Below are 14,790 nucleotides of genomic sequence, written 5' to 3'. Positions count from 1 at the left end.
CTCTGAAAGAAAAACAGGATCAAGTCTGCCGAAATCGCCGCTTCAATTCCGTTTGCACTTCTGCAATCACCTGCTCCCAGTCACCCAGTTTTTCCTGTCGAAACAGGCGGGCCGTCGGATACCAGGGACAGTCTGTTCGATCAAGCAACCAGCGCCAGTCGGGGATCTTTGAAATCAGAATCCAGACAGGAACTCCCAGAGAGCCTGCCAGATGAGCAATCGCGGTATCTGTGGTAATCACTAAATCCAGGTTCTGAATCAACGCAGCCGCCTCACGGAACGAACCCGCCTCTGACCGATATTCGGAGCCCGGTTGAAGCAGGTTCCATGACTCTTTCAAGGGGTCAATCTGCTCCAGCCCATTCACCTGCTGCAGGCTGACGAATTGCACCCCGTCTACTTCACCCAAAGGCAGAAATGCATGTAACGGAATGGAACGAAATTCATTCCGCGGATATTTGAGATTGCCACACCAGTTTAAACCGACTTTCTTTCCCTCATATTTTGAGAGTGCATCGCGCCAATAGTGTTGTCTTTCTAATTCGGGAACGAAAAACGGAACTTCAACGGGAATCGTTTTCAGACTGGTTTTCAGAAAGAGAGGTACACTCAGTAAAGGGGACTGGTAATCAAAACGGGGTATCTCGTCCCCCTCAATCAATATCAGGTCGATCTCAGGAATTGCTTTCAGAAGTTCAGCCAGTTCGGTCTGGCAGAGTAACAAAACTTGAGCTGCTCCCCGCTTCTTCAACTCAATCGCAAACCGAATAAACAACAGCGTGTCACCAAATCCCTGCTCGCACCATAAAAAGATAGTTTTCCCATCCAGCGGTTCTCCCTGCCAGCGAGGACCGAGATGACTCGGCCGAGACGTCGGATCGATGTCAACCCGTCGCTCGTAACCCTGCCAGCCTGCAGCCAGATCCCCCTGCAGCATACGCATTGTCGCAAGATTGAACTCTGCCATGGAAAAATCGGGACGCAGACTCAGTGCTTTTAAGAAATTTTCACACGCGTTTTCGATCTGGTGCTCTAATTTGAAAGCAATACCCAGGTTGTTATAACCTTCAGGCTGATCAGGGGCTGCCTGAATCGAACGCTGTGCCGTTTTAACCGCTGCTGCGCCATCTCCGATTAATTCATAGACATAGCTCAGACTGACCAGGATCTGATAATGCTCGGGATTCGTTTCCAACACCGATTCGTACAACCGAATCACTTCTGCATATTGACGCTGCAGCACTAAGACATAGGCCAGTTTCATCGAGATATTAAAGTCTTCAGGTATCTTTACCAGCAGTTCCCGGTAAATGTTTTCCGCTTGTCTCCACTCACCCGTTAACTTCAAAACATCAGCCCACTTCTGGCAGGTTTCCAGATTCTCTTTGTTCAATTCATACGATTTTTTGTAGCAGCGGGCGGCTTCCGTTAATAAGCCACGGCTTTCCAGTAATGAACCCAGATTGAAATAAGCACGTTCATAATGCGGATGAATCCGGATCGCCTGCTCGAATGACTGCCCCGCTTCCTGCCACTTGCCGGTTGCATGGTAGGCCACTCCCAGATTATTGTGTACATCAGGCATCTCGGGGCGCAACTGAACGACTTTGAGAAAATTCGTGATGCTCCGCTCCAGTTCGCCTCGCTGCAGTTGCAGCGTTCCCAGATAATACAATGTCTCACACTGTCGACCATCGGATTCCAGGATCTGTCGATAAATCTGTTCTGCCTGATCCAGCTCTCCCGATTGATGGTGCGCCAAAGCCGTTTTTAATTGTTCCTGTACCTCAATCATGTATGATCCTCTTCTGTTATCCCGCTGAGGAAGCCCAGATCAAAAGATTTGGTCATCTGGCTTTGAATTTGCCGCTGGCTCAAAGTAACATTCTAGCAGCAGCACTGCAATCACTGTTAGCTGATCCTTGATACAGAAAGTAAATCACATGGCCGCTCTTGTCTCCTGCCTGACAAATTCATATGGTCGCTTCGGTCCTGTCGCCGCCATCGAAAATATCCGTGATGCCGGGCTAGAATTCCTGGAACTCAGCATTAAAACTCATGGTGTCCCTTCGCACTTTAAAGAGACTCCGCTCCTCACGAATGCTTCCACTCCAAGCGATCTCGATCGAGTGAAAGACCTCCTGAATCAACATCAGGTGCAGCTTTCCAGTTGTAATATTACCAGCGGCAACCCTCTTGATCCTGAAATCGTCCTCATCACAAAACAAAAACTCGATCTGGCACATCAACTGGGAGTCAGCCTGGTTGTCGGCGGTGCGGGTGAAATTGAACAGGAATCACAAAGGGACACGCTCTATCAGCATTTACGAGACATCGGAGACTACGCGGCTGCGAAAGGCATTACCTATTGCTTTGAAACGCATCCCGGGATTTGTGTCAATTCTGCAGGCATGCTGCGCACGATGACTGATCTGGATCACCCCCACTTACGACTCAACTTCGATACCGGCAACATTAATTATTACAATAGACACGCCAATGTTCTGGAATCCCTGCATGAAGTCGTTCATTTTGTGAAACACGTTCATCTGAAAGATTCCTATTGCAAATACAAGGACTGGAACTTTACCGCTCTTGGCGAAGCAGGTGGCGTCGATTTTCTGCAAGTTCGTTTTATCCTGGAAGATCACAATTTTGAAGGACCGTACAGCCTGGAAATTGAAGGCATCGAAGGGGAACCCGAACTCACACTGGAAGAACATCACCATCGCGTGAAACAGAGTGTGCAATACCTTATCGAGTGTGGCTTCTTTGCCTGAAAGCTGAAAGTCCACGCCACCATCGCACGAGAAACGGAAATCTCTCTCAAAAAGGAATCGTCTTCCACTGGTTGCCGATTACCCGAAGCGAATGGCCCTGTAGACGTTACAGTCAACCTGGACACAGGCTAAATGGAATATAAACAGGCTGGCCCTCACTTTGAGAGCCAGCTTGCAGACAGGCATTTCCTAATCAGCAATGGGTCCCAGGCTTAATTCCAGATCTTTAAACCGGACTTCCATTGGTCCGCCGGAATGAATCTGGAACGCGATGATTCCCGACCTGGCCCCTTGCGGATCGTTCAAATCGGTGCAGAGATTCCCATTAATATAAGTCCGAATCTGAGGTCCCACCGCGACAATGCGGTACTCGTTCCACTCATTTTCTCGCACATATTGTTCTCCAGACTCTTTAAACAGCAGCCCGCGGCCCAGCTCTTCATAAAGTTTACCCCACCAACCTTGACCTGCATCCGCCTGATAACCTTTGACATGACCGTTCGGCTCAAGTGTGCTGCGAAACTGAATCCCGCTGTTGCCGGCATTCGGTGAGAGTTTGACTTTGGCTTTCAATTCAAAATCGCCGACGAGCAGGTCACTCACCAGAAACTCATTCGATTTAATCCCCGGCGAGCGTCCAACGATCTCACCGTTTTCGACTGACCAGAGTTGGCTGTTGCCAGTCCAGCCCGTCAGATTCTGACCGTTGAAAAACAATTTCAAATTATCATTGGTAGCTTTCATGGGAACCTGCTGTCCGCTGGCCAGGTAAGCCACCAGGGAACGAACTTCAACCCGACTCAACTGCTTCCACAAATTATCCGGCATCATCGATTTATCGCTCAGGCTCATCTCATCAATTTCATCTCGAGGAATAACCACCGTTTCATTGGCGGTCGCAACCGTCACCGCATTCTTATCCTCTTTCTTGATAATCCCGGTCACAATCCGCCCGGATTCTGTCACGATCACGATCGGCTGATAGTCTTTCGCCATGACGGCACTGGGATCAATGACATTGGATAACAGATAATCCATGTTGGCCCGGTTGGAACCGGTCAGTTCCGGACCAATCGACTCCCCGGTCCCAAATAGCTTATGACACTGCTGGCAGGTCTTCGCAAACACAGCCCGTCCTAAATGCAGATCAGGCGTCGGATGCGGTCGCGAAAGCATGTCTTTGTAACTGGCGATCAGTTTTTTCTTATCTGCTGCCGACTCGCGCACAATGCCCCAGACTTTACCAATTTTTTCGTTCAGACTTTGATCTTTCAGATTGCCTAACTGACGAATGATCTCTGCCGACAAATCTTTCGAAGCAATCTCTTTCGCTTCCACCGCTGCCATAAGCTGATGTGCATAATCGGCCCGACTGGCAAGTGTATTCAGGGCGTCCCGTTTTTCATTCAAATCGAATTGGGGATAGCGTTTCAAGATCGCAGGCGCCGTTCCCACATCCGCATAACCGGCCAGTCCCCGCAGCGCTTCACGCCGCAAGTTTTTTTCATCCAGCAACGGGATCAGAATCGGAACCAGTTTGGGATCCTGCGCTCCCAGCAACGAAACGAGCGCTGATTTTCTGCCTGCCAGATCGCTTTTTTGATCAATGGCAATTTCGCGCAGTTTTTGCATCGCTGCCGGATCACCAAAGGTCACAGCCAGCGCCAGGGATTGCGATTTCACCGCAGAATCCGGACTCTCGATCAGCTGCTTTCCGACTGCAGCCCAGGGCTCGGGCATCGGGAATTGACGGCGTCCGCGTAACGCACTGTTGATCGAATCCAGAAAAACTTTCTGACGCTCCGCTGTCTCTGCCTGCCCCAGTTGCTGCACGAGAAAGGCAACCGCTTCTTCAGTTCCGATGTCTGCAATGCGTCGCAGGGTATAAGATTCAATCAACGGAATCTTCGCGTTTTTCGCCAACGCGAACGAGCGCTGCATGTCATGGGGCGCCAATGGTTCTACTGCATACCAGTAAAGCAACGGTAAATTATGATCGTTCTGATCTTCGGCATGACCGACCAGACCCGCCAGAATCTCCCAGCGCTGATCCAGCGGCAATCGATTGGCGGCGGAACCCAGATACAACCGCACTACGGGAGAAGGATCTTTTACAGCCAGTTCTGCCAACTGCGACAGAATCGTACGGGAAGGAGTCCCGGTTTCAAGTGCCAGTTGAATCGCCCAGCCACGCATGAATTCACTGGGATCTTTCAGCGCCTGCAGGATTTTCTGTTCCGACAGGCCACCAATCACATGCAGCGTCCATAACGCGCGTAAGCGACGGGTCTCATCGGCATGCTGAAAAGCCATCTCGGCCAGTAGGGCATGAACTTCCGGGTCGGCGCCCCGTTCCTGCAGAATTCTGCGGGACTGTCTGACATACCAGTCATTCTTGTGTAATTGTAACTTGACCAGTTCGTCACTGGGCAGTTTCTGTAAATCGACTTTGACCGGTTTGGCGTTCTGATAGGCCACCCGAAAAATCCGCCCGTTGGAACGGTCGTGTTTTTGAAATTCGCGGTGATGACACTGATTCGTATCGTACCAGTCAATAAAATAAACCTGTCCGTCGGGCCCATAACGCAGGTAAAGAATCTGTGAAGAACGGTCATTCGCAAACAGAAAATCGGGGGCAAAATCCCCTTCATAACCCGATCCTTTTCGGCCCAGTACATCCTGATTGAGTCGGGCACCGTGAATGTTATTCATAAACAATTGATTGCGATATTTTTCCGGCCAGCTCCCCCCCAGGTAAATCATCGCCCCCGCATGGGCGTGCCCGCCGCCCACCTGATCCGAAGCCACGCGGTCAGACTGGTTCCATTGACCGCCGGTCCAGTGGCGATGGTTGGCGATGGTTTTGATATCATCGTAGGTATAAGGATTAAAATGCTGTCCTGCCTGTCTGCGATAACGGGCGTCCTGCACGATATGAAACAGATGAGGAATCACACAACAGGTCAGGAAACACTGCCCCTGATCATTAAAGTCCACGCCCCAGGGATTACTGGTTCCGTGTGCAAATATTTCGAACTCATGACGCGTGGGATGATACCGCCAGATACCCGCGTTGATTGGCTGCCGTTGATCATCGGGAGTCCCCGGCTTGCCAACGCGGGAATGCGTAAACACGCCGTGACAACCATAAAGCCAGCCATCTGGGCCCCAGATAAAAGAATTCAATGTTTCGTGCGTATCTTCATAGTGCCAGCCATCCAGTAAAACCTGCGGCTCCGCGTCGGGAATATCATCGCCGTTTTTATCGGGAATGAATAACAGGTACGGCGCCTGGCCGACCCAGACACCGCCAAAGCCGACTTCCAGGCCGCTGACCAGATTCAATTTGTCTTTGAAGATTTTGCGTTTTTCAAATTTCCCATCCGCGTCTTTGTCTTCAAAAATCAGAATCCGGTCTTTCCCTTTGCCCTCCGGTTGTTTGCTGGGATACGCATAGGATTCGGCCACCCACAGACGCCCCCGGTCATCAATGGTCATCGCGATCGGCTGCTGCACATCAGGCTCCGCTGCAATCAGCGAGACCGAAAAACCCTCGGGTACCGTCATCACCTCGGCAGCCTTTGGTCCGGGCAGGCCATCAAATTTCTGTGTATGAGTCTGGGGAGGCCCGCCGCTGTTGACGGCAGCTAACGCTGCTGGTTTCTTTTCATGAAAACGAAAATGGTCGAAGTTGATGTGCCCCCAGCCGCCACGATGCTCATCGATCAGGCGAATGAATATTTCTTTGCCCTGATGCTTCGAAAGATCAACCAGTTCCTGATGCATTTGCTCATGGTTACGGCCGCTGGCTTTGGCAATGACTTTGTTGGTTTCCCGATCCACAATTTCCACGCGTGTTGATTCATGCGATCCACCTCCCACATAAAAGGAAGCAAACGGCTGCGTGACTTTGATCGAAGACGATGTCAACGTTCCGACGGGCTTGTCTTCCAGAAATTCGAACGTCCCCACCCAGAACTGCCCCTGATGATTGCTCCGCATATCGCTGCGACGGGCATGCACCGTATCTCCTTTCGCTGGCTGTGCTTGAAATGCTTCCCCTTCGGAAATCCAGTCATTCAGATTGCCCAGTTCGAAGTCGACATTTACTCGATTGCCTTCTGCATTCGTGGCAAAAAACTCACCCGGTTTCAATTCATTTTTCAGAGAAACTTTTTCAGAAACAAACTTTTTTGGCTGCGCTTGCTCCCACTCTTCCTTGCTGACTTTGTTTTTTTTTGTGGATCAGCAGATACACGCCAGATTTATTGCCCACCACCAGATCAGGCAACTCGTCCCCTGTCACATCCCCGGCAACAACCTGCGTGCCCACTCCTGATTGATCGTTGATGAGAAAAGGCAGAAAATCGACGCCCTCTTTCGTACGCACCGTTTTGAACCAGTAATTTACGGGAGCATCTTTCGCACCGGGATCGTGTCCCTGATGCGCCCAGAAACGTTTCCCGGTCACGATATCTTTAATCCCGTCGCCGTCCATATCCACCAGATCAACCGCATGTAACTGAGAAAACACGACGCCATATTTATTTTCTTCAGGTTTGCTACCCATAATCAAATGTTCGATGAACGTGATTTCATCATCCTTTTTCACATTTTCAAACCAGGACAAACCATACGCATGGGCGGCTTTACTGGTGATCACATCCTGATCTCCGTCTCCGTCTACATCGTAGGCATACATCTGGGCGCCCCCGGCACCGGTAAACCTGACCGGATGAAGCGTCCAGAAACCCGGCTTATTGAGATCAGTCGGTTGTTCCCACCAGCCATTTTTTTCGAGGATGTCCGGCTTTCCATCGCCGTTCACATCACCGACGCCCAGTCCATGCGTGAAACGACCATACTTCAGATCGGGAGACACCGGATGAAAACTCCAGGGCTGTGTCGGATCTTTTCCCGGCCCCGCGTAACCGAGTTGCCCCCCCGTATGAAACACCAGCTCCGGTTCCCCGTCCCCTGTCAGATCGGTATAAGTGGGGGACTCGTTATCGACGGCAGGATGTGCCAGATGCTTTTTCCAGTGCCCCGGTTTACCCTGCGGATTCGCATACCAGAAGGCTTCCTTTCCGGGGAATCCGATAATTACGATATCCTGCCACTTGTCTTTGTTGACATCATGCACAAAGGCGAAAAAGTTATCGGAATACCCGTTCACATTCCATTCTTTGACCGGATAGTATTCGTGCTTTGTTTTGAAGTCGGGCCCCTGAAACCAATACGGTCCCGAGATCAGATCCTGATGACCGTCGCCGTTCAAATCGCCGAAGGTCGCTCCCTCTGCATAAAACGTTTTTCCCAGTTGCATCCGCTCAAACTGATGGACGGTATAATCCTCAGCGGCATCAAGTGGGGCTGCAAACACCAGCAGCATCAAAAACAGGGAGTAACGAGCCATAACCATTCCCCTCGGTAATATGTTTAAATTTTTTTCGATGGAATCAGACAAAGAAAATCGTGTTCCAGTTTGCAGTTTACTCCAGCGTGAAGGCGGGCAGCTTTCTGATTTCGCCTCCTGCTACAGCCGATTCATGAGCCAGAATGCCAACGCTGGTCCAGTTCGCAGATAAGGACGCATTCGGCCAAGGCTCACAGCCTTCTACCAGAGATTTCAGAAACGCATTCACCAGATGCGGATGCGAACCCCCGTGGCCGGCCCCCTGCAAGAAAGAAAGATGGTCGGCATCGTGGATCGCGCGGGTAAATTTCTGAATCTCCGGCGGCAGCAGATGGGCGTAGTCGGGTACGTCCACACGAGTGGGAATTTCCGGTTCCGGTTTTTTCGCCGTATGCAGTACCGGTTTTTCCCCTTCGATTAAAGGCCATTCAAATGATTTTTTCGTGCCGTACACGTCGACTGATTCGCGATATTGTCGCGCTGTGTCAAACAGGAACCGCCAGATATGCGCGGCGATATCGGAATCCTTGATCTTGATATGACAGGTTTCCACGGCGAATCTGTTGCCCGACTTTTCGGCAATTTCGTCGTTCACTGTACCGGAACCGAAACAGCTCACATACTCGGCACGACCGTTGACCATGCCTAATACCGGGCTCACCACATGCGTGGCGTAATGCATGGGAATCATGCGTTCCCAATATTCAGGCCAGCCTTCCATATCTTGCGGGTGACTGGCCTGCATGTATTGAATCTTGCCCAGCTCTCCTTTGTCATACATCTCCTTAATGAATAAAAACTCGCGGCTGTAAACGACGGTTTCCATCATCATATATTTCAAGCCGGTCTCTTTGACCGTGTTCACAATCTGTTCGCACTCTGCCACCGTTGTCGCCATCGGCACCGTACAGGCAACGTGCTTGCCGGCTTTCAACGCTTTGATCGACTGCGGCGCGTGATCGGGAATCGGCGTATTAATATGGACCGCATCCACATCCGGGTCGGCCAGTAGTTCATCGTAAGAGGTATAGCGTTTCTCAATTCCAAACGTATCGCCGATCTGATTCAGATGTGCTTCCGAACGCTGGCAGATGCCATACATGTTGGCGTAAGGATGCGCCTGATAAATCGGAATAAATTCGGCTCCGAAACCAAGTCCCACAATCGCAATATTGATCTTCTTCTCACTCATGACATGCCTTCTACGCTGCAAGTACCTCTGTTGTTGGTTGTGATCAATGATTCACCGGCGGATCAAAGTCCATTTATTCATTGTAAAACGTCACAAATGAAGTACCATGTAAACTTGCGCATAATAAATTGAGATATTTCACCGTGCTGAATCAGTCCGTAGTCTGTAAATACAGGGAGCATTGCGATTTCCAGCGGAACTCATTGCGAAACCCCCTTAAGAATATTACCTTTACGCGAACAAACCTTTGACGCGCGTGTTATCAGATCATGAAACAACGACCTTCCATCGCCCTGCTCATCGAATCTTCGAATTCCTACGCGCGGGGACTGCTGCGCGGAATCATGGCTTACATCCACGAGCATCATCCCTGGTCGATTTACCTGCCCGAACACGGCAGAGGCAACGTCCCCGTGAACTGGCTCAACAGCTGGCACGGCGATGGTATTATCGCCCGCATTGAAAACACTAAAATCGCGGAAGCCGTTGTCAACAGTGGTGTGCCCGCCGTCGATATGAGTGCGGCACGCCTCGCCCCTTCTCTCCCCTGGGTAGAAACGGATGACCGCGCCATTGCCACACTGGCCGCGCAACATCTAGTAGAACGTGGTTTCCAGCATTACGCCTTCTGTGGCGATGATCGTTTCAACTGGTCCCGCTGGCGCGAAGATCATTTTCAAGCATGTATCAAAGACGCAGGCTTCGTCTGTCATGGATATCCACAAGCAAAGGGTCGCAAAAAAAACATTCCCTGGGAGCAGGAGCAACAGCGACTCTCAGACTGGATTCGTCAGCTCCCCAAACCGGTGGGCGTGATGGCCTGTTATGATATCAAAGCACAACAACTGCTGGATGTATGTCGTACCATCAATGTTTCGGTCCCCGAAGAAGTCGCCATCATCGGCGTGGATAATGATGAAATCCTCTGCAATCTTTCGGAACCACCGCTCTCCAGTGTGATTCCCAACACGCGGCTCACCGGTTATGAAGCAGCCGCTTTGCTGGATCGCATGCTGGCCGGCCAGACGGTCTCTTCAGAAGCGCACTTAATCAAACCGCTGGGCATCGCCACGCGTCAATCCACCGACATTCAGGCCATCGATGATAAATTTATCTCCGACGCCGTCCGCTTCATTCGCCAGCATGCCTGCGATGGCATCAATGTGCAGGATGTACTCAAATCAGTGCCTCTCTCCCGGCGGATTCTAGAAAGCCGCTTCCAGAAAATCATCGGCCGCTCGCCTCATGAAGAAATCATGCGCATCCGTCTCGACCGCGTCAAACAACTGCTGGAAGAAACCGATCTCTCTCTGATCCAAATCGCAGAACGCACCGGGTTTCAACATCCCGAATATCTGAATGTGACGTTTAAAAAACAGACCGGCATCACCCCCGGGACGTATCGCCGCAATCAGGAAAACGCGTCACGCGGAATCTGAACTTTCCCGATCCCGCTGGAAACACATTCTTTAATCAGGTTGAATAATCTTCAGAATTCCCGCCTTCGCGTTTCTTTTCCTGCATCAACTCGTATATTAATACTGACATTCTTCTCTTTCCCTGCATTCTTTCAGGATAATCTCAGACCAAATGACAAGCTCAGCCCCACTCCCGTTAGACTCTACGGCGACAATAAAACGTATCGTCTCGCTGGATCAGTTTCGCGGCTACACAGTTGCCGGCATGTTCCTGGTAAACTACATGGGCTTTTTTGTCGTCTGCCCGGTCGTCTTGAAGCATCACAACACCTACTGCAGTTATGCCGACACAATCATGCCGCACTTTATGTTCGCGGTCGGTTTTGCCTTTCGGCTGACCTTCGGGCGGCGGGTGCAATCGGAAGGCGCCGTCTCGGCTTACATGCGCGTCGTGCGGCGTTTATTGGGACTGGTACTGGTTTCATTAATTATCTATCGGATTTCTCCCGTTGCAAAAACCTGGAGCGAACTGCAAGCCATCGGCGTATGGGATACGATTGCAGGGCCGTTAAAACGGAACTGGTTTCAAACGCTGATGCACATCGCCGTCACTTCCCTTTGGATCGTGCCGGTCATCCGGGCGCGGGCATCGGTGCGAATCGCTTATATGATTTTTTCAGCCGTAGCGCATGTCGTTCTGTCTTATTACTTTTATTTCACATGGGTCAATTCTCCCCCCAATGGCATTGATGGCGGACCACTCGGTTTTTTGACCTGGACCATTCCCGCGATCATCGGCACACTCGCCTGCGACTGGGTTGTTGAAGCGGAAGGCTTGCCGCGCGTGAAACCATTCCTGATCTGGTCCTTTGCTCTGATGCTGCTGGGCTGGGGCATCTCGTGTGGCACACGTTTTTATGATGTCCCCGTCGCAGATCAGACGAACCCCGCGATCAAATCAGAGAAGCTGGCCGCACATCCGGTCATTCCTGACGAAGCACAAATCGAAGCCAAACAGGGAGAACCATTTACCGCTTATCTTGCGGAACCTCCGTTCGTCAAACCTCCGGAACAGGAGCAGCGACAATGGAATTACTGGATGATGAGCCAGCGCGCGGGCACGCTCTCGTATCTGGTTTTCACGGCGGGTCTGTCGCTGTTTGTTTATCTGCTGTTCCATCTGGCTTGCGACCGGGGGAACTGGCAGATTCCTCTCTTCCGCACGTTAGGCACGAATGCTCTGGTCGCTTACATCCTGCACGACCTCGTGATGGAATCGGTGAAACCCTTCACCACCCAGAATTGCCCGGCATGGTACGCCTGGGGGAGTTTCGTGCTCTTTTTCTGGATCACCTGGCTCATCGTCCGCCATCTGGAGAAGAATCAGATCCATTTGAAACTATAAGGGGAAACTGCTTACCGGGATCGAATGGTTGCCAGGAATTGATTGACCGCGGTGTTCAAACTTTCGGATTGTTGTGAGATATCGTTGGCGGCACCCAACAGATCCATCGTGGCGTGATTGGTTTCCTCTGCAGTGGCAGAGACATTCTGAATGCTTTCGGTTGTTTGCCCCGTTTTCACAGTAGCATCTTCTACGTTTTGGTGAATGATAGAGATCGCCTGAGTCTGTTCTGAAATTGAGGACGAAATCGACTCACTGATTTCGTCCACTTTTCGAATCGTGCCGCTGACGGTTGAAATATTGGAAACCGCATCGTTCACAATTGACTGAATGTGACTAATCTGATCGGTAATGTAATTGGTTGCTTTCGCGGTGTCTTGAGCCAGGTTCTTGACTTCCGATGCCACAACAGCAAACCCGGCGCCGGCATCTCCCGCACGGGCTGCTTCGATCGTCGCGTTTAACGCCAGCAGGTTCGTCTGCCTGGCAATGTCAGCGATCATTTTGGCGGCAGAACCAATGTCGCCAGCCGCCGCTACCAGCCCGGACATGAATTCTTTGGCGTGTTCACTTTCGTTGACCGCTTGCTGAACCACTTCCGCTGACTCTTTGACTCTGCGATCAATCTGCTGAATCGAATGGTTCAACTGTATGGTGGATTGTGCCACGATTTCTACGTTATGACTGGTTTGTTTGACATATTCCACCGCTACTGTCGTTTCCTGACTGGCTCTTTCGGTAACCGCCTTGAGTGATTGAACCGTCGCATGCAATTGTGTCGCTGCGGCTGAAACAATCGTGGAGATCCCCTGAACTTCTTTTTCAAAGTCGTCCGCCATTGCCAGACGTTTGCTTGCCGCCTGTTCGATTTCTTCCGCCTGATGCTGCATTTTCTCGCCAGCGGAGTTAATCACTTCAGACGCCTGTTTGAAACTTCCCCGCATCCCTTTCAATAGGACTTTACGGAAAAATTTGCCATTAGAGGCTGCCGTCAGTGATGCTTTCGATTCTCTCACAAACGCATCCGTGTAATCCAGTAACCCATTGACAGAACGGATCGCCCGCTCCAGATCACCATCAATATCAACGTGTAGTAAGCGTACATCCAGATCTCCCTGCGAGGCTGCTTCACAGACATCTGCCAGGTTTTTGATCCAGTAGCGGTAACGTTCGAGTTCAGCACGTTCTGCTGCAGAGATTGTTGATTCGGCATTGTAGCCTGCTGTATTCCGTTCGGCTGTTTCCAGTTTTAACATCTGACACCTTTGTTAGATCAAACAGAAACTTTCTGTCACGCAAATCATAGATAATGAGAGTTTGTTACTGAGTTTGTTTTCAAGATGAGCGCGACAACTTTTCTCCGCTTGCGTCTGATCACTTTTAATCCTCAAAGTGCAAACACATATTCATCATATTGAATTCCCGCTTCTTCCAGCCGGGAAACCAATGCGTCCGTGGCATTCTGCATTCCAATTCGCCAGTCAGAGCTTGAGTCTTCAATGCATTTCAGTGTCTGATAAAGGGCTTTGACTTTTGCAACAGCAGTACGTTCGGGAACGCGACGGCTGGAATGATAACCAATGATATTCCCGAAGTTGTCAAAGCTGGGAGTGACATGCGCGAGTACCCAGTAATGGTCTCCGTTTTTGCAAAGGTTATTGACATAGGCAAAAATTTCATTGCCAGCATCAATCGTGTCCCAGAGTAACTTGAACACACATCGCGGCATCTCAGGATGCCGAATCAGATTATGAGGCTTTCCCAGCAACTCGTCTTCGGTGAAACCAGACACCCGCATAAAAATATGATTGGCATATGTGATACGGCCCTGCAGATCAGTTTTGCTGACAATGATTTCGTCATCGTCAAAAGTTCTCTCAAAACCTGTTGGAGTGGCGCGTTCCATTGATTCTTTTCCTGCATTTCGAAATAGAACTGAATGACCCAAATCCGGGACCGACCGGCAACAAGGGATCATTTGCATAGATATCGGATCTCTGAGTCATTATTAGTTTTCGAACGAAAGTGAGGCTCTGTAATACCAAAAGAAAATAATTTGAGTCATTTGAATTCAAAAAAGCAAAATTTTGTCGTTTTGCTCAAGTTGAAACAGTGAAAAGCCTCATGTAGCTCATATTCGTTTAGTGCATGTCGCCCGATGAGCAAGACAGAGAACCTCATTCAGTCAGACTATACGCGCATACACACGGGCCAATGAGAGTGAAAAGCAACAGACTACCTGAGACTCAATTGCTATAAATACAACTGGTTTGAAGTCTTTCCTCAGCGCGCAGCGGGGAGCAACTTACTGATAATAGCGCACTTTACCTGAAAAAGAGGGTCGTCGAATCAGCGATCCGGATCACAATTTTAGATCAGACAATCGGTTCTCAGACCAGCGTTACCGCTTTTTCGCCTTCGGTTACTTTGCCGAGCACATGCACCGGGAATTGGCTGGCTTGCAGTTTTTCCTGGACCGCCTTGGCGTGAGCGGCTCGCACAATGGCCACCATGCCGATGCCCATATTGAAAACCCGGAACATTTCCTCATCATCAATGTTCCCCAGCGATTGCAACCA

The 14,790-nt window shown here is 50.4% G+C and carries 10 protein-coding genes; 3 read left to right on the top strand and 7 right to left on the bottom strand.

All coding sequences use genetic code 11. The features are described 5' to 3' along the window. Positions 1-19 precede the first annotated feature (19 nt). Entirely contained in the window at positions 20-1,795 is a 1,776-nt protein-coding gene (locus Q0294_RS18400) for a tetratricopeptide repeat protein (RefSeq protein ID WP_299468374.1), read from the bottom strand. Between the two features lie 148 nt (positions 1,796-1,943). Between Q0294_RS18400 and Q0294_RS18395 the strand changes: the two genes are divergently transcribed. Continuing rightward, complete coding sequence (locus tag Q0294_RS18395) at positions 1,944-2,780, top strand: sugar phosphate isomerase/epimerase family protein (RefSeq protein WP_299468372.1); 837 nt, start codon at positions 1,944-1,946, stop codon at positions 2,778-2,780. A 189-nt stretch (positions 2,781-2,969) separates the two neighbouring features. On the opposite strand, the gene Q0294_RS18390 is transcribed toward Q0294_RS18395, so the two are convergent. The 3 genes from Q0294_RS18390 to Q0294_RS18380 all read right to left on the bottom strand — a co-directional run bounded on the left by Q0294_RS18390 (position 2,970) and on the right by Q0294_RS18380 (position 9,388). Beyond that, a complete protein-coding gene (locus Q0294_RS18390; RefSeq protein ID WP_299468370.1) occupies positions 2,970-6,935 on the bottom strand; it encodes a PVC-type heme-binding CxxCH protein in 3,966 nt (1,321 codons plus the stop codon). 22 nt (positions 6,936-6,957) lie between these two features. Next, a complete protein-coding gene (locus tag Q0294_RS18385; protein WP_299468368.1) occupies positions 6,958-8,196 on the bottom strand; it encodes a VCBS repeat-containing protein in 1,239 nt (412 codons plus the stop codon). Between the two features lie 76 nt (positions 8,197-8,272). Beyond that, positions 8,273-9,388 carry a Gfo/Idh/MocA family oxidoreductase gene (locus tag Q0294_RS18380; RefSeq protein ID WP_299468366.1) on the bottom strand — a complete coding sequence of 372 codons (1,116 nt, stop codon included), beginning with the start codon at positions 9,386-9,388 and terminating at the stop codon, positions 8,273-8,275. Positions 9,389-9,657: 269 nt separating this feature from the next. Here Q0294_RS18380 and Q0294_RS18375 point away from each other — a divergent pair, with 269 nt between their 5' ends. Further along, positions 9,658-10,827, top strand: a complete 1,170-nt coding sequence (locus Q0294_RS18375) for a XylR family transcriptional regulator (protein WP_299468364.1) — start codon at positions 9,658-9,660, stop codon at positions 10,825-10,827. Between the two features lie 151 nt (positions 10,828-10,978). Next, positions 10,979-12,211 (top strand): acyltransferase family protein, encoded by a 1,233-nt coding sequence (locus Q0294_RS18370; RefSeq protein ID WP_299468362.1) that lies wholly within the window; start codon positions 10,979-10,981, stop codon positions 12,209-12,211. Positions 12,212-12,222: 11 nt separating this feature from the next. Here the strand turns inward: Q0294_RS18370 and Q0294_RS18365 are convergent, their stop codons facing one another. The 3 genes from Q0294_RS18365 to Q0294_RS18355 all read right to left on the bottom strand — a co-directional run. Further along, entirely contained in the window at positions 12,223-13,467 is a 1,245-nt protein-coding gene (locus tag Q0294_RS18365) for a methyl-accepting chemotaxis protein (protein WP_299468360.1), read from the bottom strand. A 131-nt stretch (positions 13,468-13,598) separates the two neighbouring features. Then, complete coding sequence (locus Q0294_RS18360; RefSeq protein ID WP_299468358.1) at positions 13,599-14,117, bottom strand: PAS domain-containing protein; 519 nt, start codon at positions 14,115-14,117, stop codon at positions 13,599-13,601. Positions 14,118-14,601: 484 nt separating this feature from the next. Continuing rightward, positions 14,602-14,790: AIR synthase-related protein (locus Q0294_RS18355; protein ID WP_299468356.1), on the bottom strand; the 189-nt coding region annotated here is incomplete at its 5' end.

This window comes from uncultured Gimesia sp. (assembly GCF_937919775.1).
GTDB lineage: Bacteria > Planctomycetota > Planctomycetia > Planctomycetales > Planctomycetaceae > Gimesia.
The sequence above is the reverse complement of the archived record's forward strand: the minus strand, read 5'-3'. Positions and strand labels throughout refer to the sequence as shown.